This window comes from Ligilactobacillus pabuli (genome assembly GCF_022836475.1).
GTDB classification, from domain to species: Bacteria; Bacillota; Bacilli; order Lactobacillales; family Lactobacillaceae; genus Ligilactobacillus; species Ligilactobacillus pabuli.
In genome coordinates this window covers 1-22007 of the sequence record NZ_BQXH01000018.1, presented here as the reverse complement: position 1 = coordinate 22007, position 22007 = coordinate 1, and the positions used below count along the sequence as shown (strand labels likewise).

Sequence of the window (22007 nt, the reverse complement as noted above, 5' to 3'; positions counted from 1 at the left end):
AATTATGTACGACTTTTCAACTGTTTTAGTTAATTAAATTTTAATCATAGTACCATATTAGTCTGATATAAATAAATGTATTCGCTACCATATGTGTTGTATCAAGAATTTACTTAAAATTATTTTTAACAGTTTAGAATTTAATGAGAACTATTTCAAGTCAATTTTTAATGTTAAAATGAATTACAGTACACACAGAAAGGGAGTTATCCTATTACACCTTACACACACAAGGTCCAATACTATGAAACTGACCAAATGCAGATCACGAGTCACACCAACTATATTCGCTTCATGGAAGAAGCACGGTCAGACTACTTAGAGCAAATTGACTGGCCCTATGATCAGCTCGAAAAATCTGGGGTAATTTCGCCAGTTGTCAACGTTAATTGCAACTATAAAAGAACGACGACCTACCCTGACTTGATCGAGATCACGACCCGTGTCCACAAGGTCAGCCGGGTCAAATTAACTCTGGCCTACCAAATGACAGTCTCAGGTCAGCTAGTTTGCCAAGCTGAAAGCTCACATTGCTTCTTAAATCAGGCTGGTAAAATCGTTGACCTTAAAAAAGCCATGCCAGATTTTTACCAACAGCTGCTGGAACTGCAAAAACAGGAACTATAAGTCAAACAGTATCATTCACATCAGCAACACTTATATTAATTTTCAAACCAAAAAATCCAGCACAAAAAAGAAACATTTCCTTTTTGTGCTGGATTTTATTTATCTGATGTCCACTAATTTATTTTTGGCTAATACTAGTTAAAATGGTTTTCAAAATTTGAACCATTAATCCCAAAACTACTAGTGGTACGGCCACTAAAACTAACAAGTTTCCATCTCGGCCTCCACCCAATTGTTCAAGCAGTATGCGGAAAATCAAAAAGAGCAATATCGTCCACACGAACGAATTAGTCATTAACTTTCTCATTTGATTTCTCCTCTCAACGCTCATTTCAAATTATTCTGCGTCTTAGCCGCCAAGCGACCGTTTCTAAAAGACAGGGTCAAGACTCCGGCCGGCTCGCCTTTCGTTTCAGCGGCAGTATAGGTCCACTGCTCATTATTTAAACCAGGCAGCCGTTCATTAAAAGTATAATCATTGGGTGTCCCAAGTTTTCGAGCAATGTCACCTTTTTTAGTGCCAAGTTTTAAGTTCATGAAATTCTGGCGGGTGATAGTTTTTGTCCGGCCTCTTTTTAAGCCCTGAATAGTTTTAGAAACTGCATGACCATCGTCAAAAAAGACGTAAATGCGTGATTCTGCCGGACTATTCGCAACTTGTTGCCAAACTGCCACTTGAGTTTTAACTCCCTTTTTTTGCGTCTGAGTCACCTTTTTTGGTCGACTGCCAAAAAGCTCACTCACATCTTGCAGCGAATCTCCTTCAAAACGAGACAGCTCGATCGAATTAAAATTAGCCTGCGTTAAGTGGCTTTTAGCTTGGTAATTTTGCCGCAGTAAAACTCCGGCTAATATCACAACGATCAGAAGTAACACTGCACTAACGGCGTGGGGCCATAGGCTAGGCTGACTCGTTGGTTGCGGAGTATTTTGCCGTTTTTCAGTCATCTCGGCCTCCTATTTTCGCTGTATCATTCGTAACCCACGGTACCGGTTCAACGCAGCACCGAGTTCTTGTGGCCTTGGCACTGCCAAATCACCGGCATGACGTTTGTCGCCGAGCACCTGGTCTAAACCTTGCTGGTCAATTTTGTCATACAAACTATGCAGCATTTCTGCCACCGTAGTTTGTTCATCAAAATAATCACGTTTCAAGACCGCTAGTAAGGCAGTGATTCCCCGCGTTTGACTGGGTTCAACGAGTTGTTCGACTGCACTTAAATTTAAATTACTGTGTCCAAATGAAATTTCGGTTCGGCTGCGAGCCTTAAAGCGGTCCTTACGCGTGACGACCCTAAAATTACTCTTTTTAGGGATCCGCGCTTCCAGTTGACCAAAGTCGGTTTCGGCTGCAGTCAAACTAGTGGGTCCTTCTAAGGCGGCGATCTCGTGGGCCCGTTTAGTCACATCCCCAGGCTGATATTCATTCATCATAATAACTCGGTCGGCTACTTCGAAATACGCTCCCGAACCGCCAGTCACTAAAATAGTGGAAACGCCCACCTGCTTAGCAAGAGCCTGAACTTTAGCCACAAATGGTGTGATTGGTTCCCGATCATCACTAACCAGTCGCTGCATTCGAGTATCGCGGATCATAAAGTTGGTTGCGGAAGTATCTTCATCTAATAACAATGTTTTAGCGCCGCTTTCAAGTGCCTCGATCACATTAGCTGCCTGTGACGTACTGCCACTCGCATTTAAGGTCGAAAATTCGGCCGTATTCCGCCGACCAGGAATATGGTTGATAAATGGTGTAATATTCACGTTGGCCACACTTCGCCCATCTTCAGCACGGATCTTCATCGCTGTTTGATCAGTTAACACAAGTTCGCGGCCATCGCCTTGAATGTGATTATAGACACCTCGGTCTAAGGCCTGCAGCAAGGTTGATTTGCCATGGTAACCGCCACCGACGATCAAAGTGATTCCCTGTCCGATCCCCATCCCAGTCACCTGCTTGCCACCGGACAACTTAAACGTAACTGCTAATGATGCTGGACTGACAAATGGCACCCCAGTTTTCAACGGTAAATCAGAATCTCCGCTATCTCGCGGCAAAACTGCACCGTTCGCAACAAACGCCACTAACCCCTGTGCTTGCATTTGCTGCCTCAATTCCTGCTGCATCTCAAACAATTCCACTTGTGCTTGCAGTTTGCGTTGGTCCAGCTGGTCGTACATCAGGGATTTTTGCACGATCTGCGGTAAAATCTCCAATAAAATTTTCGCTGCCGCTTTCGCATTGATCCGCCGTCCATTTGCGGGCAACCCGACTGTCAAACGGACCTCAAGTGTCTCTTTGGTAAAAATAATTGCCGTTCGTTCCAAAATTTCTTGTCCGCAGTGGTCGATGCGAATCTCACTGCTATGACCAGTCCCACGTTGCGGTACATCGCTCTTGATGATTGCTTGTGCCACTGCTCGTTGGAGAAAATCCGCCACTGCGATCCGCCGATTTTTAGTCGCCAGTAATTGTTTGGGTAAACCCGTTTTTTTAAGCGGGAGAACCAAATGAAGAGTTGTCGCTGGTGCGAATGGATCCACTTGAATATGGTCAAACACTAAGATATAAGCCGCAAACTGGTATGCTCCGCTTAATGATTTATAACCACCGTATCCTTTCCCGGCCAACGCCAATAATTTTTCAGTCAAATTTGCCATTAAAAATAACCTGCTCCTTTAGCTCGTACTACGATAACACAACGTTTAAATATAATTCGCCTTGAATGATCCCCACACTCGCTCCAGTCTTCGAAGCAAAACCAGCTGGGTCTTTCATTTGAAAATTCTTAACTCGATAAATCTTAGCGACACCCTGTTCATTGGTAACCTTCATTCGTTGTCGCTTCACATCATTTTGAAACTTTTGTGCTTCCGCAATCGATTTAAAACTCACTAAATAGCGGGTATTTAAGCTGATTGAAAAATCTTTGATCAAATCAGCTGCATGTTGAACTTTATTTCCCTGGCTGTCTGAATATTCCAGGACGACTTGTTCAAATTTTTTCATCATACTTAACTTCCTTTCACAGTAATGAAATCTGCTCATTACTGACACCTTATCCTAAATTTTAAACCAAAGTTGAAGTCGAGGCCAACTTTTAAACTCCAAAACTTTCGTGCCAGCAATTCAATTTAGCGGTCTTTTGGGCAGAATCCTGTATAATAGAGACAAACAAATATTTTCTTAGTCGAGCTCCATGGGGCAAGAGATGAGTATTATCCAATTATGCCAGTTCAGCACTAAAAACGTGCTACCCTGGCATAATCCGATAATACTCATCTCTTAACCGCCTCATTTTGCTCTGGGCCTAATAACATGGAGGTTTCCAATGAAAATTATTGAATATGTATTTGCCAAACAAGACCTAGAATTTCAAGTCCACCAAAACGATTCTTGGCAATTTCGAGCCGGTTTCCTTTACCCTGTGATCCAAGAAGAAGATTCCAGTGAACTTCAAATTTATTTTCACTTGCTGAAAGATGACGAATCACTGCATCAACGCGTACTTGTCCTCGAATCAAACGAATGGCACGACTGGGTCGCTAGCGAGCCCAACATTCACCGCATTCCAGCTGCCGACCTCAATCAGTTTATGGAACAATACTAATATCAAAAACCCTAGCCATTTCACTTAAACACAGCTATAGTTTTTCGTATCTAAATTTTGTAGACATTATTCTCGGAATTTTGGGTACACAAACTAAATTCTAGACTTCCATCTGAATAAAAAGGCTGTCATCTTTCAAAATGAGTATTCGCCCATTTGAAAGATGACAGCCTTTTTTGTCGAGCTCCGTGTGGCAGGAGGTTCCACTTATCCAAACCCAGGGATCAATGCCAAAGACGCATTAGTCTCTGGGCTCCGATGATGCTCACTTTCTACCCGTTTCACTCCGCTCTGTTTTTCTAGTCGAGCTGCTTGAAACAGAAAGCTCCGCTTATCCAAACCCAGAGACCAATGCCAAAGACGCATTAGTCCCTGGGTTCCGATAATGCTCACTTTCTACCCGTTTCACTCCGCTCTGTTTTTACCACAGTTCTTTTTTCAATTCTAGCCGGTCTGCCTCAGTAATCGGACGCAATACCCGACACGGATTTCCCACCGCCAAGACCCCGGCAGGAATATCACGGGTCACCACACTGCCCGAACCAATCACACTTCCAGCACCAATCGTCACTCCGCCATTGACTACCACATTTGAACCTAGCCAACAGTTATTCTCAATTCTCAACGGTTTTCCATATTCAAATGCGACCTGTTTACCAGCCACTTCATGCAAATTACGCTCCGCTGGTAACAAAGCATGCATTGGTGTTGCCAAAGTAATATTAGGTCCCAGAAATTCGTTATCCCCTAAGATCACCGGACATGTATCTAACACAGTCAAATTGAAATTAGCGTAGAAATGGTCACCAATTTGAGTATTACTACCATAATCAAAGAAAATCGGTCCTTGAAAAAAGACATCTTTGCCCTGATTGGGAATTAATTCCTGGATGATTTGCCGTCGTTTGTCGGTCTGATCATCAAATAAGGTGTTGTACTCCTGACAGAGACGGTGTGCCTTAGTTCGCTGTTCTTGCAAACTAGCATCTTCCGGATCGTAGAGTTTGCCAGCGAGCATCTTTTCTTCGTTTGTCATCTAGTTCTCCTTACTAACTGTTACAAATCTAGCTGGTAATCACTTTCACTTACCACTGGGATTATTTTAGTAAAAATGTACTTAAATAATCCAGCTAAAACTACTGGCGCCACAATGAACAACAATAATCCAACTAAAATATTGGAGCCAGTCCAGCCACCTGGTGCTAAGTTGATATGGTTGATTGGTCCAACTAAACCACTGATACCAAAGCCAGCACTCATTGGTGTCCCTTGCACGTTAAAGAAGTAGCCCAAAATTCCTAAGACAAACGCATTCGCTGCAATTGGCAAGAAAGTTTTGAAGTTTCTAGCAACTACTGGCAATGCCATCTTGGGTGAACCCAGGAAAATCGCCAAACTAGTTCCGCGGGAATTCACGCCCCAACCCATAATGGCATAACCGAATCCAGCCGCACAAATTCCTAAGTTAGCAGCGCCTGAACCTAGTCCAGCCAAGGAAACCGCGAGTGCGATCCCTACCGTGGTAATTGGAGACAAAATCAGAAGTGAGAACACTTCGGCTAGTAAGACTGACATTACTACTGGCTGTAACGCCATTAACTGTTTAACACCGAGACCGATCCAGGTCGTAATTTGTGACACGTATGGGTACATCAGTAATCCACACACCCCGACTACCGCTAACAATAATGGAGGAATTACCAACAAACTAAATGATTTCAATTTTGAACCGATCAACATGATCACAGCTACTCCGACTGTCGCCGTTATAATCATGTTAATAATATCTCCGGTCCCATTCATTGTCATGATCCCATCTTTAAAGATGACTGACCCCGATGCCAGATGAGTCGCTAACCCTAACGAGAAGGTTTCAATTGGTGTAAACTTGAACCGCATCCCAATTGAGATCCCACAAACAACACCCATTAAGGAATTCGACATTGTCAGTGCATTCAATACAATCGTTAACTGAGGAAAACTCCCCACTAAAGCTTTAAAAATTTCTGACAGCAACGCTCCCGGAATTAACACAACAACGACACCCGTTGCTACCCCATTTAAAATATTCATTACAAAAGTCTTCAAATCCATCTTTTGTGCCATAAACTTCTTCCTCTCTCAATTTGGTTTGATTGGACGGCTTCGTGTCAGTCACAATTTTTTAGTTGGGCAGCTATATGTATAAAAAAAAGCCGCCTCTATCGCATAGAAAAACTATTCGATAGAGGCGACTCGTTAATACGACCGCGGTACCACCCTACTTTGAAAATATCTGACGACACTTCCACTCTTTGATAAGATGATAACGGTTCTTAACAAACCCGAACTTGATTCGCCGTATTTCGTGAAGATTACTCTGATCGGTTCGCAGCGTCCACCGACTTCCTGACAACATAAGTAATTTCCTACTTGCTTGGCGACTTCTTAAGTTAGAAAAATATTAACATCCAATTAGGTTTTAGTCAACCATCTTTTAATAATTTGTTCATTTTAAAAAATCAACAGTTATTTGTGCACATAAACCCGACTTTCATATGGGCGGAATTCAGTCAACTGGCCAGCTGGGTAATTTGCCAACAACAGCTCGCCTTTGACCTGGTCGTAATCCCGGTGCACAGTTGTTGCCGTAAAGTTATTAATAACCAGTAATGTAGTCCCCTGATATTCACGCAAGTAAGCGAAGACTTGGTCGTCTTTAGGGTCCAGCAACTGGTAACTGCCGTATCTGATGGCTGGTTCTTGGTGCCGCAATGCGATCAATTTTTGATAATAACTAAAGACTGACTCAGGATCGTCTGTCTGACTAGCAGCGTTGATTTCTGGATAATTTGGATTCAGCGCAAACCATGGTTCAACGTCAGAAAAACCCGCATTCAGGCTGGTATCCCATGGCATCGGGGTTCGTGCATTATCCCGGGACATGTGTGCCAAATAACGTAACATTGTTGAACCCGAAACTAGCTGTTCTTTTTCAACGTACTCATGATAAGCATTCAACGATTCAATATCCTCGTACTGGTCCAAGCTAGTGTAGCCAACGTTAGTCATTCCTAACTCTTCACCTTCATACACGTACGGTGTTCCTTGCAAAAGGTGGAGAGTAGTCCCCAACATTTGAGCGGCTTTAACTCGTTCTTGTGGTCCAGCAGTCGTGAACCGTGAGACTGCGCGCGGCTGGTCATGGTTATTCCAGTACAAACTATTCCAGCCCTGACCGTCCAGCCCTTCTTGCCAACGCGAAAGGCTCGCTTTTAAATCCACCAACGAAACTGGTTGATCGTTCCATTTGCCTAAGCGTGGATCAGGATTGCCCGCCAAACTAACGTGTTCAAACTGGAAGATCATATTCAGCTCGGTCCCAGCCAAATTACTATACTGTCGCGCCATCTCAGGGGTAGCCCCTGGCATTTCACCAACAGTCATAATGTCATAGTGGGACAGAACTTCCCGATTCATTTCCTGTAAAAACTCATTCAAACGGGGGCCATTTGTCGTATACGGACTGCTATCGCCATAAGCAGCACCCGCAGCTTGCGGCCCATCAGGCAGGCCTGGCACCTTCGAGATCATGTTGATCACATCCATCCGGAAACCATCGATGCCCTTCTCTAACCAAAACCGCATTGCTGCATAAACGTCCTGGCGCACGGCTTCATTTTCCCAGTTTAAGTCTGGTTGTTCTGGCGCAAACAGATGTAAGTAGTATTGTCCTCGTTCCGGCACATAAGTCCAAGCTGAACCGTTAAAGCTTGCACCCCAGTTGTTAGGTGCATGACCATCGACTGGATCACGCCAGATATAGTAGTCAGCATAGGGATTATCCCGCGATTGTTTGCTTGCTTGAAACCATTTGTGCTGATCAGAAGTATGGTTAACTACCAGATCCATCATCAATTTTAGCTGATTTTTGTGGAGTGCCTCTAGCAATTGATCAAAGTCTTCCATCGTGCCAAAATCAGCCTGGATGCTCTCGTAATCTGAGATATCGTAGCCGTTATCAACGTCAGGTGAGCGGTAAATCGGGTTCAACCACAAGACGTCGACTCCCAATTTCTTCAAATAAGGAATTCGCTGCTTGATACCACCTAGATCACCGATCCCGTCATGATTACTATCTTGAAAACTACGAGGATAAATCTGATAGACCACCGCATCTTTAAACCAATTTGAATTCATTCAAAAACCTCCTTGGACTTTTATGTGCCAATCTTCTGGCTATTTACAGTCACTTTATCACAATCATCTCGGACAAACTGCTTCCCCTAGTTTTTTTAATTTAACTTTCATTTTCTGGCAACAAAGTCAGTTCATTTCCAGTGGTCCTGTAGACGTTAGTCTGCCAAAGTTGTGTGTACAGCAACTTCTGTAGACATTAGTTTGCCAAAGTTACGTGTACAGCAACTCCTGTAGACATTAGTTTGCCAAAGTTGTGTGTACAGCGACTCCTGTAAACATTAGTCTGCCAAAGTTGTGTGTACAGCGACTCCTGTAAACATTAGTCTGCCAAAGTTGCGTGTACAAATTTATTTCTGGACGTTACTTTTGCAATCTTGTGTCCACAAATCTGTTGACCTATCAAAAACGAGACTGCCTTTAGCCAAATTTGGCAAAAAGACAGTCTCGTTTATCATATTATTCTTAGTCGAGCTACTTCACCCAGAAGATTGCGCTTAACCTGCTTTCCGTCACAATGCCTAAACCGCATCATGCCCGGAAACCTGTTAATGCTCGCCTTCTAACCGGGTGACTCCGCTCTGTTATTTTTAGTCGAGCTACTCAAGCCAGAACTCTCCGCCTATCCAAGCCCAGCGACCAATGCCAAAAACGCATTAGTCACTAGACCCCGATAGCGCTCAAGTTCTCCCGGCTTGCTTCGCTCTGTTATTCTTCAACCTCGATCGTTAACGCATTTTCCGAATAGTTAATATACGTCCGCAACTTAGTCGCATCCTTCCGGGTGATCCGGCCCGTTTCTAACATCGACTGAACTGACGCCCGTTGCGCCCCCAAAGCAATGATTTGTAATTTCGAACGCTGCTTTTGGTACTCTTCAAATTCAAAGTTTGATTTACCTTTCGCACGCTCGATCCGGTTCCGGTAAGTGATCACCAAATGGTAAATCGTATTCCGGTTAATTTTACTGTTATCGACTTTTTCACTAGAAACATACCGTGATAAAGCTTTGATCGCAGCCTTGGAAACTTCTCGTTCAACTAACCGTGCTTCTTTTAACCAGGCCTTACTTTCTTCTTCCGAATGACGGGCATGGAAATACCGGTGAAAGAGCCGGCGAACCGCACGGAAATCAGTAACAATGCTTAACTTCGGTCGTTCAGTCAGACGTTCAGTATTTTTCAACTCCTGCTCGACCCGGTATAAAGCATCCTGGCACATTTCCGCACTGATCTGGTTGTTTTTAAATAACCGTTCAATGGCTTCTCGTTCACCCTGAATGGCTACTTTACGCAACTTCACTTCTTGTGCCAACGCCTTTTCAACTTGGTCATCATTTCTGATTTCCATGGAAATTTGCCGTTCCACATTTTGATAGTCCAAAATCAATTCATATGCTGCCCGTTGATTTTTCGGCTTCATTTTCTCATTCAACCGTGAAATCGCCGTTTGAACAATAATCAAATAGGCTTCATTTTCTGTCAAATATTGTGGCAGCTCTTCTTCGTCTTCCTCATCACCATCATCAACCAAACTTCCCCGCGTCATGATTGGCCCGGCATTTGGTGCGACTGACGGTAAGGTGATCACCGCCGCTAACAAACTAAAAATCACCACACACGATGCAATAAACAACACTAAATCTCGTTCCGGGAACGGTGACCCGTTTGGCATTCGCAACGGTAAGGATAAAATCCCAGCCATCGTGACCGCACCTCTCACTCCAGATAAACCGGATAAGAGCGCATAACGAGCGGCACCTTTCTTTTTACCCTGATTTTTGCGGGTAGGAAAGACCTGGTAAACGTAGGTCCAAATCACACGAATCACTAAAATAATGATCCATGTTAACAAAGCATAACTAACAGCTTGTAGTGTGCCAAACTGGTCGCCTTCGACCACATTACGCATCGCAGTTGGCAACGCGTTTCCCAGCAACATGAAGACAAAGCCGTTCAATAAGTAGTTCAATACATCCCAGGTCGTCGTTGAAACGACCCGTAATTCCGGCCGATATTCCACCGCAGGCGTTTTGCCAAATTGCATCGTGACCCCGGCTGCAACTACACCGATTACGCCGGAAGCATGGAAGACTTCTTCGATCACAATATAAATCAAAAACGGACTAACTAGCTGAATTGCGGTATGAAAGACCACGTCATCAACGCCATTTCTAAGTAACAATTCTTGCACTAGATCCAGGATCCGTGACAATAAAAAGCCGAGAATGATCCCAACGATCCCAATATAGATAAAGTTTCCTGAAGCTTCTGCCAGTGAAAAAGTTCCGGTTAAAACTGCCGCTAACGCATAGCGGAAAGCCACCAGCCCAGAAGCATCGTTGATCAAACTTTCACCACTGACCAAATGCAAGACGGAATCTGGTAATTTTGCACGTTTGGCGATCGACTGCACCGCGATTGGATCAGTGGGCGACAAAATCGCTGCCAACGCGAAAGCTTCTGCCAATGGAATTTTTGGTACAATTTGATAAATTAAATAGCCGCCAACGATCGTTGTTAGAAAAACTAACAGGATCGCATTTCCGAGGATCGGCCCCCGCATGCGCCATAACTCTCGCTTGGGGAACCGCCGTCCATCGGTATAGAGCAGTGGCGCAATAAAAACGAGTAAAAACCAGTCCTGGGACAAGTTGATTTGGAACTCTCCGCTAAAGGCGGTCAACAACCCGAGGACAATTTGAATCAAACTTAAAGGTATTGCTGGTAAGTAGTGACTGATCACGTTTGATACTAAGATCAAAAGTGCCAGCACAATAATAATTTCAATCAGATGCACGTATAAGATCACTCTCCCAAATTTTTGCCGATGCAACACTCACTGTCTTTGTAACAAATCAGCCACCTATTGCTGGTGTTCAATTTTGTTTTTGATTCGTTTCAGCGTCGAGACGGAAAAACCAGTTTTGTCGGCTACTTGCTGATAAGTGAAGTCCTTCAACAGCAAATAAGCCTGCCGCTTTTCCTCGGTGATCAATGCTTTTGGCCGTCCTTCATGATAATTTTGATTCCGTTCTTTAGCCCGTTTTTTACCAGCTAAAGAACGTTCACGGTACTCGATTTTTTCTAACAAAACAACCTTTTCCAAGGTTTCCAAAATCAAGCGTCCCGCAGCCGAATCATCGATCAAGCCTAAATCCAACACATTAATCAAAATTCCCCGTTTAACTAGCGACTCGCACAGCTCTGTCAGTTGTTTAGCGGATTCCGCCATTCGATCTAAGGTCGTCACCACTAACATATCCTTGGCTTGGAGTTGTGCCAATAACTGCTTAAACGCAGGAGTTTGCGCTGAAATTTCATCACTTTCGTCACAAAAAATTTTTCCGGTCAAAACACCAGCATGCACCAATTGTTCTTGTTGCGCACTTTGACTAGGACCACACAGTGAAACACGAATATAACCATACTTCATAAACGTTCCCTCGTTTTAACACAGAGTCAAATCACCCGCAGTAAATTTCACTATGACTGACTTCACTTGAATCTTAAAGTCAAATGGACCAATTTATAAAAAATTAGTTCTTTCCACCCAACATTGTGCTACCGTTCTTAGTTTTTCCGTTTCCGTTAAAGCTAATCGTTAACTTAATTAGTATACCAAAAATCGACCAATGGTTCAAAAAATATGTACTTTATGACCCCTTAATTTTTAAAGCTTGTTATATCAGCATTTATAGCCTTTTACACTTAAATTTACTAACAAAATATATTTTTTCCGGTTAGCAAACGCTGCTTCGATTAGCTTGAAGAGGTTTTTCTTTGTGATTAACTGTGTAATAGTGGACTTTCATTGTAGATATTCGCCAATGAGATCATGCTCTTTTCATCGCAAGAATCAACATCAACAATTGATTAAAGCCAAAAAAATAGCCTAACCGTGACCTCGGCTAGGCAAGAGAGAGAAATTTTTATGTGAAAAATATCACCGAAATTAGTATAACACAGATTTTGATTTTTGAACACTTTTTCACAAATATTTTTTTATTTTTTTCAAATCTGAGCCTTGAGCGGCATTTTAGTGCTGTTGTTTCCTCCGATTTGGAGCCAGCAATTTTCCGTTTGGCCCTCCTTTTTCCTGACTCGGAGACAGACGCCCGCTAGCGCAGCGATATTTTCGTCCACTTGCCAAAATAACAATTGACAAGTCCCTACTCTTGCGTTAAATTAGACTTTAATTAAATAACGATGAAAAACGCGATGACAAGGAGCACTAGGCTAACGACAATTCAGAGAGCTTCCGGGAGCTGCAAGGAAGTATTGTTAAGCCATAGTTTCTCACCTTTGATGCGGCAAAAATGATTAGGTAGTTTTTGCTGGTAATCCACCATTATTAGGATAACGACATTTTTAACTCATAATGTCGCAAGCTCAGTGGGTCTTCACTGAGAAATAATAGGTGGTACCGTGGAAACGCCCTATCAAGTCATTTGGCTTGGTGGGGCGTTTTTTGTTGTTATTAAGAATAAGGCTTGTTTCTGTTAGACAGACAGGGAGGAAAAGTAAGATGAAAGAAAAAGTAGAGAATTTGGATTGGAATAATTTGGGTTTTAACTATCATGATTTACCTTACAGTTTTACAGCGAAATTTTTCGATGGGCAGTGGCACGCCGGTGAATTGACAGAAAAATCAACCATTGAGCTGTCTGAAGCAGCTGAAGTTTTCCACTATGGTCAAGAAGTTTTTGAAGGTTTGAAAGCATATCGCCGAAAAGACGGTAAAATCAACCTCTTCCGCCCTGAACTAAACGCCCAACGTTTGGCAGACTCTGCTGCACGCCTGGGCATGGAGCCCTACCCGATCGACGCTTTCGTAGAATCGGTCAAGACGATCGTTAAGGCAAACGAGCAGTTTGTACCGCCTTACGAAAGTGGCGCGACTCTGTACATCCGGCCCTTTATGATCGGAACTACTCGCGTTGTGGGCGTTTCTCCAGCGACAGAATATACCTATCACGTCTACGCGACTCCAGTTGGCGCCTACGTGAACGGCTTGATCCCCGCTCCTTACACTGTGAGCGAATACGACCGCGCGGCGCACGCTGGGACTGGCCGAGCAAAAACTTCTGGTAACTATGCCAGCAGCTTAATTGCTTCCGCCCAGGCACATCAAGATGGTTACGCAGACTGCTTGTTCCTTGATCCACGAGAACATAAATACATCGATGAATTTGGTGGTGCCAACTTCTTTGGGATCACTAAAGAAGGCCAGTTTGTCACACCAAAATCTGCGTCGATCTTGCCATCGATCACCAAGCGTTCACTGCTCGAACTCGCCGAGCGCCAAGGCTTAAATCCAGTGGAACGCCCAATCGAGTTCAGCGAGATCGACCAATTTGCCGAAGCCGGTGCGATGGGAACTGCTGCCGTGATTTCTCCTGTCGGCTCGATCACAGCGAATGGTCATAAACATGTCTTTTACGATGAAAAAGAAGCTGGCCCGATCACGACTAAGCTCTATAACGAACTAATCGACATCCAATACGGTGATCGTCCAGCTCCTGCTGGTTGGATCCAAACGCTCGAATAATTTCTGGGACAGAGACGCACTGAGTTGGTGGCCAACTGGGTGCGTTTCTTCATTTGACAAAACAGGAGGCAAAATTACCATGACTAGAAAAATAGGAATCATTGGGATGGGTAATGTTGGTGCTGCCACCGCGCATCACATTATCGTGACTGGTTTAGCTGACCAGCTCGTCTTAATTGACAAAAATGAAGCGAAGGTCACTGCGGATGCCATCGACTTTTCCGATGCCGCTGCCAACCTTGACCACTATACAAAAATCACAGTCAACGACTATCCTGCGCTGGCCGACGCTGATCTCATTATCTCAGCTTTAGGAAATATCAAACTCTCAAGTGCCAGTACGACTAAGGATCGATTTGCAGAGTTACCATTCAATAGTCAAGAAGTTCAGCAAGTTGCCACTCAAATTAAAGCGAGCGGTTTTAATGGTGTCTTGATCGTTATCACTAATCCATGTGATGTCATCACTTCCTTGTACCAAAAATACACCGGCTTACCGCACCATCAAGTGATCGGTACAGGGACTTTACTTGATTCTGCCCGCATGAAACGAGCGGTCGCAAAAGAATTACAGCTTGACCCACGTTCCGTTTCCGGTTATAACTTAGGCGAACACGGTAATTCACAGTTCACGGCCTGGTCAACTGTTCGGGTCTTGGGTCAGCCAATCACCACAATTGCAGCCAAAAAAGGTTTGAGTTTAACAGACCTCGACCACGCAGCTCGGTTTGGCGGCTTTACTGTGATGGAAGGAAAACAATATACTAATTATGGGATCTCAGCTGCTGCGGTCCATTTGGCACGTACAGTCTTAAATGACGCACACACTGAGCTGCCCGTCTCCAATTTTAGCGAAAAATATGCAACTTACTTGTCATCTCCCGCAATTATTGGTAGAAAAGGTATAGAGGAAAAAATTCAGTTAGACCTAACTGATGAAGAACAAGAAAAATTACAACTATCAGCCGACTACATTTTGGAAAAATTTGCCGCAATCACTGCCAAGCAAACTAACTAAACCGTCCTGATAGCTTTGAGAGGATTTTACAAAATGGAAAAATTAAGAGTTAAAGTTTCGGTTGCTAATATCTGGAGCTCACCTGACAAGCCTCGCCAACTTGACGACCAAGAACTAGCTGGTCACGCTAAAGATTGGACGCAATCAATGTCAGATCAGGAAACGATTCAATTATGCGACGATAGTATGGTGGATACTCAGGTCCTGTTCAACGATGAAGTTCTCGTCGAAGAAGTTCAGGGTGACTGGACTAAGGTCATAGTGGTGGATCAACCAACTCACAAAAATCCGACGGGCTACCCCGGCTGGATCAAAAGTGACTTACTAGCACCAGCCATCGCGGAACAAGCAACCGAAGAGACCGTCACAATTTCAGTTAAAACAACTACCTTATATGATGAAGGCCACTTACCACTAGCTGAACTATCATTAGGGACGAAATTGGAACAGCTCTACGCTGACAAATGTAAGGTCAAAGTCGCTACTCCACTGGGGATCGGCTTTGTCGATACTGAAGCGACTCAGATTCCAGCAGACCTAGTCGGTCAAGATGACGGCGAAACGATGGTCAACATTGGCAAGCAGTTCCTCGGGATGCGCTATCTCTGGGGTGGGATCAGCGCTTATGGCTATGACTGTTCCGGCTTAGTTTACGGTTTACACCGGGTACTTGGGATCACTTTGCCCCGTGACGCTGACGACCAACAAGTTAGCGGGACACCAATTGAAGTCGACCAAATCAAACCTGGCGACCTGATTTTCTTTGCTTATCAACACGGAACTGGCGACGTGCATCATGTTGGCATGTACATTGGGAATGGCGAAATGATTGAATCACGGACTCCCGGCAAAAAAGTCGACATTGCAGCTCTGACTGAGCCAAAGTTTGCCGCTGAATATGCTGGCTACCGTCGTTTTTGGTAAGACTAAACGCTAATAAAAAAAGAGCGGTTGTTGTTCGCTAAATAGTGAACTCAACCGTTCTTTTTGTGCCCTTTTGTACTTAAGTCCACAGGAGTTTGGTACATAACACCTGCTTTTGGACCAAACTTTTCCATCATTAACTATCAAAAGGCCGCCCCAAGCTGGCAGTTTTTCGCTAGCAGGCTGGGACGGCTTTTAGATTATTAAGCGTATTGATGGGCCATTTTAGCGGCAACAGCTGCAGCTAACGCGCCCACAAGGTCATCAATGAAGGTATTGACCCGACCATCTTTTTGCGTGTCTAAATCTTTGATCACACCATTTTTGACCCGGTCCATGTAACCAAAGTTAGTGACGCCGATCGTGCCATAGATATTAGCGATACTAACAGCCAGAGATTCATCTACCCCAAAGACGCCAGAATCATTGGCGACAATATTTTGCAGCGGTTGCTGGAGCTTGTCTTCTGTTGCTAGTCGGTCCAACTCCAAGGCGACCATCGCATTATTCAAAACTTCGCGCTTATGCAAAACTTCATTAGCGGCATCGTAAAACTCTTCAATCTGAGCTGCTGGGTAAAAGTCCTTTTGCAATTCAAAGGCGATGTCACCGATCGTTTCCATCGTGATCCCCCGCTGACCCAGTTCATTCATCACCATTTCATGCGCTGCCTTATCTGGATACTTAAAATTTTTCGTTCTCACTAACTTGCCCCTCCTAGTTCTGTTTCTTCATTATCAAGATTATTCAATAATTTGACTTTAACTCATTCATCCTAGAAATTCAATTTTGAAAACTAGCAGTTAGGTAGAACAATTTCTAAAAAATAGTTTTTTAACCTGAATTTTAGTCAAATTTGGGCAGGTTAACCACTGTTTTTTAATTAAATTTAAAATATCTAATGATTTTTTTACTAATATTGCTTATTTTTTATATAAAGACCTTATTCCAAAAAGTCTTTACAAATCGTATTATTGCTAGTTTTGCTTATGGATTTTAATTATAACACTTAAATAATAAGCATTTAGTGACTTAGCGTGCATAAATTTAATGGTTGACTATTTCTCAGCCCTTAAGTAGAATTATGGACATTGATGCAAATGCTTACTAAAAAATAAGCATACACAGATGATTCATTACAAAGCTGAAAATTATTTTTGACATGTACCATCACAAGGAGGAAGTATTTTGAAAGACAGATCTACTGCAAATATTCTTTGGTTCGATGAACTACACCGCGACGACGTGAATTTAGTCGGCGGAAAGGCCTCATCCTTAGGGGAATTGACTTCGGAAACCAACATTCCTGTCCCCTACGGCTTCGCTACCACCTCACACGCTTACCGTTACTTCATGGAAGAAAGTGGCGCAAACGCTAAGGTCAACGAATTGCTGGAAAGTATCAAAGATTATGAAGACTCCAGTGAGTTACATGTAGTTTGTGGAGAAATTCGGCGCGTGATCACCGAAAGTCCATTTCCCGCAGATTTGACCGCCGCTGTCAAAGACGGTTATGCCGAACTTGAAAAACGGATCGGCCAAAAAAATCCATTTGTCGCGATTCGTTCGAGTGCGACCGCAGAAGATTTACCAGACGCATCCTTTGCGGGCCAACAAGAATCTTACCTGAATATTTCTGGTGCAGATGACGTTGTGTCCTATGTGAAAGAATGTTTTGCATCACTATTTACTGAACGAGCAACTTACTACCGCCACAAACAACAATTTCCTCATGAAAAAGTTGCTTTGGCCGCAACCGTTCAAATGATGGTGTCATCCAAGGCTTCTGGTGTAATGTTCTCAGTCAATATCACAAACGGCGATGACAGCCAGATCATTATTGATAGTATCTTAGGTCTCGGCGAATATATCGTGCAAGGGATCGTCACCCCAGATGACTTTCTCGTGGACAAAGCTACTCACCAGATTACCCAGCGTAACATCAACGAACAGACTGTTGAACTATTGCGGGCTGAAAATGGTGGCGTTGCTGAAAAGAAAGTGCCAGCAGAAGTTGGCAAAAAGCCATCTTTAACTGATGACCAAGTCCTAGAATTAGCCGGTTACGCTAAAGACATTGAAAAGCACTACGGTTGTTATATGGACATGGAGTTTGCTTTAGACCAATACTCTAACAAACTCTGGCTCGTCCAAGCTCGACCAGAAACGTTCTGGTCCCAACAAAACAAGAACAAAGAGACAACAGGAGAACAGAAAACAATGACTAATATTTCCGATGCAGAGATCTTAGTTCAGGGACTGGCTGCCAGTCCTGGTTTAGCCAGCGGTCCAGTGCATATCATCGAAAGTCCAAAAGACATCGCTCAATTTAATGAAGGCGAAGTTTTGGTCACATCAATGACTTCACCTGACTGGGTGCCAGCTATGAAGAAGGCCGCCGCTATCATTACGGACAACGGCGGGATGACTTGCCACGCCGCTATCGTTTCCCGTGAAATGCAGATTCCATCGATCGTTGGGACTAAGAGTCGCGGAAAGGCTGCCATGGAAAGCTTACAAGACGGTCAAATTGTAACAGTCGATGCCAAACATGGTGTGGTCTATGCTGGTCAAATTGACTCATTGGTTGGCAACAAACAAGAAGAGTCTGCTCAACCAGTCGCTGCTGCAGAATATTTTGCACCAACAGCGACTCAAGTCATGATGAACTTGGGTAACCCTGAGCTTGCTGAAAAGTATGCGCCCCTACCCGCTGACGGGATCGGTTTAATGCGTGAAGAGTTCATTTGGACCAGTTTTATTCATGAACATCCTTTGAACTTGATCGCCAATGGTGAATCAGACAAGGCTATCAAACTCTTAGCAGAAGGTATCAGTCAAGTGGCACGTGCGATGGCCCCTCGCCCCGTTGTTTTGCGCTTCTCAGACTTTAAGTCGAGTGAATACCGCAACTTAAAGGGCGGCGACCAGTTTGAACCACACGAACCATCAGACTTACTAGGCTGGCGTGGTGCTTCACGTTACTACGATCCAAAATACGTGGAAGCCTTCAAACTGGAACTAGCAGCGGTCAAAAAAGTCCGTGAAGAGTTTGGTTTGACCAACTTGAACGTCATGGTTCCATTTGTTAGAACTGTGGCAGAAATGAAAAAGGTCACTGAACTCATGGAAGCGCAGGGTCTGTCACGCAGTGCTGACTTTAAAGTCTACATGATGGCAGAGATTCCAAGTAACATTATCTTGGCTGACCAGTTCAACCAATACATTGACGGATACTCCATCGGTTCTAACGACTTAACGATGTTGCTGCTTGGCTGTGACCGCAACAACGATGCCGTTGCTTCACTCTTTGACGAACGGAACCTAGCTGTCAAACGTGCGATCGTACATTTGATCAAAACTGCTCATCGTGACAACAAGACTGTTTCGATTTGCGGCCAAGCACCTTCCGAGTACCCAGAATTTACTGAGTTCTTAATTCAACAAGGAATCGACTATGTTTCAGTTAACCCTGACATGGTCAAAGCTACTAAGCACAACGTTGCTCATTTTGAACAACGGATCATGCTTGATAGTGCAACAAATAAAGGACGCCAAGACTCAACAAACTATGAATGGTAAACATAGTTTCGTCCTGTAAATTTTAGATTTACCAGTACTGCACAAAGTACTGTACATTTACTTTCACACTCGTTACCAAAATTACACGTAACAAAACTCTCTCTAGAAAAAAATCGCCTCGTGGAAAGGGCGATTTTTTGTGTTATCTGGGGTATTTTCTCTGTGAGCTTATTGGTCAACTTTCTTGCTAGAATATGTTATCTTATAGGTGAAGGTAGTTAAGCCTTTACAGTTCTCTACACCAGTCGTCCTCCCATGCGGACGGCTTTTAATTTACACAAAAAAACTCGCAACTTTCGTTAGTTTGAAAGATGCGAGTTTTCTATTAGTCAAGCTACGTGAACCAGAAAGCTCCACCCATCTAAAAACCGCATTAACTCCTGGGTTCCGATGGTGCTCACTTTCTCCCGTTTCACCCCGCTCTGCGTTCTTAGTCGAGCTACTTGGCCCAGAAGACTCCGCCTAACCTGCTTTCTGCCACAATGCCTAAATCGCATTATGTCTGAAAGCCTGTTAGTGCTCATCTTCTAACCGGGCCACTCCGCTCTGTTTTAGACTTCTCGCCATAAAAAATTAAAAAAGAACAAAAACACTGGTAAGCCTAACAGGGCCAAAAAAAATGTTTGCCAGCCAAAATTAACTAAAAAATAAGTGCACATAAATAAGGTATAGCCTAGTACTACTAACAATGAAACAAATAAAATAAAGTATAAGACTAACTTTTTTGAAAAACTCATTTTGCTTGATTCTTTCTCCTAACTTCCTGGACTGTTAATAATCCACGATAAATTTCATGCTCCGCCTGGTCAGTCAAATTCGACTTTTGCACTTCAAAATCCGTCCGGGTAATTTCATGGTATGACCCAAAAAAGTTTTGAATTGTCATATGACATTTGCGACTCAATTGATCAAAGTCTTGCGCTGCCTTTAAATTGGGAAACAACAACGCATACCGACTTTGATTGACCATTCCACGAGTATTCAGCTCCTCGGCCTGATAAAAAGTCTTTTTACCCTTTGAAATTAGCCGTAAACTATTTCTTTCAAACATTCTGTTAAACCTCCATCAACTAACAGGAATCAAACTATTACTAAAAAATTGCCGTTACTAAAGTAAAACTGCTAACCACCAACTTCAAATTCTGTTAGTATATATATTATATTGTATAGCGAATTTCCAATTTGTGCATGTAAAGTTGGAATTTTTTAACTAACATTGCTTTTAAATCATTATGGGAGGTTTTACTTTGGAAAAAGCTGCTTTAATTCTGGAAGGTGGAGCCTTACGTTCCTTTTTCACCAGTGCCATTTTAGATTATTTTATTGAACACGAAGTAGAGTTCGAATACGTCCATGGTGTTTCAGCTGGGACACTATGTGCCATGAATTATATTTCCAAACAGCGCAATCGTTCAGCCAGCATTAACCTGCACTTTTTACATGATAAACGCTACATCAGCGTCAGCAATCTCTGGAATAGCGGCGGCATCTTTAACCTCGACTTCTTATTTTCACCCGAGTGTTTTGCTTATAGTGCTTTTGACTGGCAAACTTACCGGCAAAATCGCCAAATTTTTGAGATCACTGCCACCAACTGTGAAACTGGTCAGGGACACGTTTTCCGCAAAGAACCTGGTAATGACCAAGTTGAAGCCATTAAAGCTTCCTCCAGTATTCCGTTAGCTTCAGATATCCGGATCGTTGAGGATCAGCCCTACTTAGACGGCGGTATCGCAGATTCGATTCCGTTCAAACGAGCCCAAGAACTCGGCTACGAAAAAATTGTTGTCGTCGTGACCCGTGACCTCGCCTACCGAAAGCCAGAAAATGGTGCTGCTGTCAATAATCTGGTCAAAACTCGCTACAAACAGTATCCCAAGTTTGTCCAATCCTTTATTGACCGGCCTAAGCACTATAACGAGGCTTTAACCGAACTCGAGCGACTCGAAGAAGCTGGCAAAGTCTTCGTTTTACGGCCAGAGGATCCTGTCACCGTTTCTCGCTTTGAAAGAGACAACACCAAGCTCATTGACCTCTATCATAAAGGAACTGAAACGATCATCGAACAATTCGATGCCATGAAAGCCTACCTCGAAAGCTAATAAAGCCTTATCTATCCAACAAAAGCCTGCAAAGCCAGAGAGCTTTTTCTGAACTTGCAGGTTTTTGTTTGGTTGAAATACTCGATTTACTTCTTCTTTTGAGCATAGTTGGGCTGACTATGCTCATTTGTCATCTTCTTTTGAGCATACTTTGCCTGACTATGCTCATTTGTCATCTTCTTTTGAGCATACTTTGCCTGACCATGCTCATTTGCCACCCTCTTTCGTGCATACTTTGGCCAACTATGTCCACTTCGGGCTAAATCAACCAAACTTTTCAGTACTCCCCCAGCAAACTAAATAGTGGGTCTAAACTTTTTAGTGTTGATGAGTTGATCATCAGCACTTTTTTTCTACGCAAAAAGGACATCATTTGTCCTCGTGTGCTACGATTAAAGTGTCTAATTAAAATCAAAG

General features: G+C 43.3%; 19 protein-coding genes. 7 read left to right on the top strand and 12 right to left on the bottom strand.

Features of this window, described 5'->3' with window-relative positions; translation table 11 throughout:
• The first annotated feature begins 213 nt into the window (after window positions 1-213).
• The gene (locus tag LPAF129_RS08695) at window positions 214-627 is read left to right on the top strand and encodes an acyl-CoA thioesterase (RefSeq protein WP_244056343.1); all 414 of its coding nucleotides are present in this window, start codon (window positions 214-216) and stop codon (window positions 625-627) included.
• 118 nt (window positions 628-745) lie between these two features.
• On the opposite strand, the gene LPAF129_RS08690 is transcribed toward LPAF129_RS08695, so the two are convergent.
• The 4 genes from LPAF129_RS08690 to LPAF129_RS08675 are packed head-to-tail and all read right to left on the bottom strand — an operon-like array spanning window position 746 to window position 3637.
• A complete protein-coding gene (locus LPAF129_RS08690) occupies window positions 746-934 on the bottom strand; it encodes a hypothetical protein (RefSeq protein WP_244056276.1) in 189 nt (62 codons plus the stop codon).
• A 20-nt stretch (window positions 935-954) separates the two neighbouring features.
• Window positions 955-1575, bottom strand: coding sequence for a DUF3862 domain-containing protein (locus LPAF129_RS08685; protein WP_244056273.1), 621 nt, complete (start codon window positions 1573-1575; stop codon window positions 955-957).
• Window positions 1576-1584: 9 nt separating this feature from the next.
• Complete coding sequence (locus tag LPAF129_RS08680) at window positions 1585-3288, bottom strand: ABC-ATPase domain-containing protein (protein WP_244056270.1); 1704 nt, start codon at window positions 3286-3288, stop codon at window positions 1585-1587.
• A gap of 28 nt (window positions 3289-3316) precedes the next feature.
• On the bottom strand, window positions 3317-3637 hold the full coding sequence (locus tag LPAF129_RS08675; RefSeq protein ID WP_244056268.1) for a hypothetical protein: 321 nt from the start codon (window positions 3635-3637) through the stop codon (window positions 3317-3319).
• A gap of 322 nt (window positions 3638-3959) precedes the next feature.
• Between LPAF129_RS08675 and LPAF129_RS08670 the strand changes: the two genes are divergently transcribed.
• Complete coding sequence (locus LPAF129_RS08670; protein WP_244056266.1) at window positions 3960-4238, top strand: hypothetical protein; 279 nt, start codon at window positions 3960-3962, stop codon at window positions 4236-4238.
• A 421-nt stretch (window positions 4239-4659) separates the two neighbouring features.
• Here the strand turns inward: LPAF129_RS08670 and LPAF129_RS08665 are convergent, their stop codons facing one another.
• The 5 genes from LPAF129_RS08665 to LPAF129_RS08645 form a co-directional block, all read right to left on the bottom strand.
• Window positions 4660-5274 (bottom strand): sugar O-acetyltransferase, encoded by a 615-nt coding sequence (locus LPAF129_RS08665; RefSeq protein WP_244056264.1) that lies wholly within the window; start codon window positions 5272-5274, stop codon window positions 4660-4662.
• Between the two features lie 20 nt (window positions 5275-5294).
• The gene (locus LPAF129_RS08660) at window positions 5295-6344 is read right to left on the bottom strand and encodes a PTS sugar transporter subunit IIC (RefSeq protein ID WP_244056262.1); all 1050 of its coding nucleotides are present in this window, start codon (window positions 6342-6344) and stop codon (window positions 5295-5297) included.
• A gap of 402 nt (window positions 6345-6746) precedes the next feature.
• Window positions 6747-8417, bottom strand: a complete 1671-nt coding sequence (locus LPAF129_RS08655) for a glycoside hydrolase family 13 protein (protein ID WP_244056260.1) — start codon at window positions 8415-8417, stop codon at window positions 6747-6749.
• A 705-nt stretch (window positions 8418-9122) separates the two neighbouring features.
• Entirely contained in the window at window positions 9123-11225 is a 2103-nt protein-coding gene (locus LPAF129_RS08650; RefSeq protein ID WP_244056258.1) for a Na+/H+ antiporter, read from the bottom strand.
• A 54-nt stretch (window positions 11226-11279) separates the two neighbouring features.
• The gene (locus tag LPAF129_RS08645; RefSeq protein WP_244056255.1) at window positions 11280-11849 is read right to left on the bottom strand and encodes a recombinase family protein; all 570 of its coding nucleotides are present in this window, start codon (window positions 11847-11849) and stop codon (window positions 11280-11282) included.
• 1050 nt (window positions 11850-12899) lie between these two features.
• Between LPAF129_RS08645 and LPAF129_RS08640 the strand changes: the two genes are divergently transcribed.
• From LPAF129_RS08640 to LPAF129_RS08630, 3 genes are all read left to right on the top strand, one after another.
• A complete protein-coding gene (locus tag LPAF129_RS08640; protein WP_265747499.1) occupies window positions 12900-13964 on the top strand; it encodes a branched-chain amino acid aminotransferase in 1065 nt (354 codons plus the stop codon).
• Window positions 13965-14043: 79 nt separating this feature from the next.
• Window positions 14044-14982, top strand: coding sequence for an L-lactate dehydrogenase (locus LPAF129_RS08635; protein ID WP_244056249.1), 939 nt, complete (start codon window positions 14044-14046; stop codon window positions 14980-14982).
• A gap of 33 nt (window positions 14983-15015) precedes the next feature.
• Window positions 15016-15906: a C40 family peptidase gene (locus LPAF129_RS08630; protein WP_244056247.1), complete on the top strand. Its 891-nt coding sequence runs from the start codon at window positions 15016-15018 to the stop codon at window positions 15904-15906.
• A gap of 203 nt (window positions 15907-16109) precedes the next feature.
• Here LPAF129_RS08630 and LPAF129_RS08625 read toward each other — a convergent pair whose 3' ends face one another.
• Window positions 16110-16610, bottom strand: a complete 501-nt coding sequence (locus LPAF129_RS08625; RefSeq protein WP_244056244.1) for a phosphatidylglycerophosphatase A family protein — start codon at window positions 16608-16610, stop codon at window positions 16110-16112.
• A gap of 484 nt (window positions 16611-17094) precedes the next feature.
• Here LPAF129_RS08625 and ppsA point away from each other — a divergent pair, with 484 nt between their 5' ends.
• Window positions 17095-19488 (top strand): phosphoenolpyruvate synthase, encoded by a 2394-nt coding sequence (ppsA, locus tag LPAF129_RS08620; RefSeq protein ID WP_244056242.1) that lies wholly within the window; start codon window positions 17095-17097, stop codon window positions 19486-19488.
• 733 nt (window positions 19489-20221) lie between these two features.
• On the opposite strand, the gene LPAF129_RS08615 is transcribed toward ppsA, so the two are convergent.
• Window positions 20222-20539 carry a hypothetical protein gene (locus LPAF129_RS08615; RefSeq protein WP_244056240.1) on the bottom strand — a complete coding sequence of 106 codons (318 nt, stop codon included), beginning with the start codon at window positions 20537-20539 and terminating at the stop codon, window positions 20222-20224.
• 196 nt (window positions 20540-20735) lie between these two features.
• Here LPAF129_RS08615 and LPAF129_RS08610 point away from each other — a divergent pair, with 196 nt between their 5' ends.
• The gene (locus LPAF129_RS08610; RefSeq protein ID WP_244056238.1) at window positions 20736-21590 is read left to right on the top strand and encodes a patatin-like phospholipase family protein; all 855 of its coding nucleotides are present in this window, start codon (window positions 20736-20738) and stop codon (window positions 21588-21590) included.
• Between the two features lie 86 nt (window positions 21591-21676).
• On the opposite strand, the gene LPAF129_RS08605 is transcribed toward LPAF129_RS08610, so the two are convergent.
• Window positions 21677-21862, bottom strand: a complete 186-nt coding sequence (locus LPAF129_RS08605) for a hypothetical protein (protein ID WP_244056237.1) — start codon at window positions 21860-21862, stop codon at window positions 21677-21679.
• Window positions 21863-22007 lie beyond the last annotated feature (145 nt).

Coding starts and splice junctions, on each gene's coding strand:
- LPAF129_RS08615 (WP_244056240.1), bottom strand. CDS start 20,539: ATGTTTGAAAGAAATAGTTTACGGCTAATTTCAAAGGGTAAAAAGACT.
- LPAF129_RS08635 (WP_244056249.1), top strand. CDS start 14,044: ATGACTAGAAAAATAGGAATCATTGGGATGGGTAATGTTGGTGCTGCC.
- LPAF129_RS08680 (WP_244056270.1), bottom strand. CDS start 3,288: ATGGCAAATTTGACTGAAAAATTATTGGCGTTGGCCGGGAAAGGATAC.
- LPAF129_RS08665 (WP_244056264.1), bottom strand. CDS start 5,274: ATGACAAACGAAGAAAAGATGCTCGCTGGCAAACTCTACGATCCGGAA.
- LPAF129_RS08685 (WP_244056273.1), bottom strand. CDS start 1,575: ATGACTGAAAAACGGCAAAATACTCCGCAACCAACGAGTCAGCCTAGC.
- LPAF129_RS08675 (WP_244056268.1), bottom strand. CDS start 3,637: ATGAAAAAATTTGAACAAGTCGTCCTGGAATATTCAGACAGCCAGGGA.
- LPAF129_RS08690 (WP_244056276.1), bottom strand. CDS start 934: ATGAGAAAGTTAATGACTAATTCGTTCGTGTGGACGATATTGCTCTTT.
- LPAF129_RS08670 (WP_244056266.1), top strand. CDS start 3,960: ATGAAAATTATTGAATATGTATTTGCCAAACAAGACCTAGAATTTCAA.
- LPAF129_RS08660 (WP_244056262.1), bottom strand. CDS start 6,344: ATGGCACAAAAGATGGATTTGAAGACTTTTGTAATGAATATTTTAAAT.
- LPAF129_RS08645 (WP_244056255.1), bottom strand. CDS start 11,849: ATGAAGTATGGTTATATTCGTGTTTCACTGTGTGGTCCTAGTCAAAGT.
- LPAF129_RS08655 (WP_244056260.1), bottom strand. CDS start 8,417: ATGAATTCAAATTGGTTTAAAGATGCGGTGGTCTATCAGATTTATCCT.
- LPAF129_RS08630 (WP_244056247.1), top strand. CDS start 15,016: ATGGAAAAATTAAGAGTTAAAGTTTCGGTTGCTAATATCTGGAGCTCA.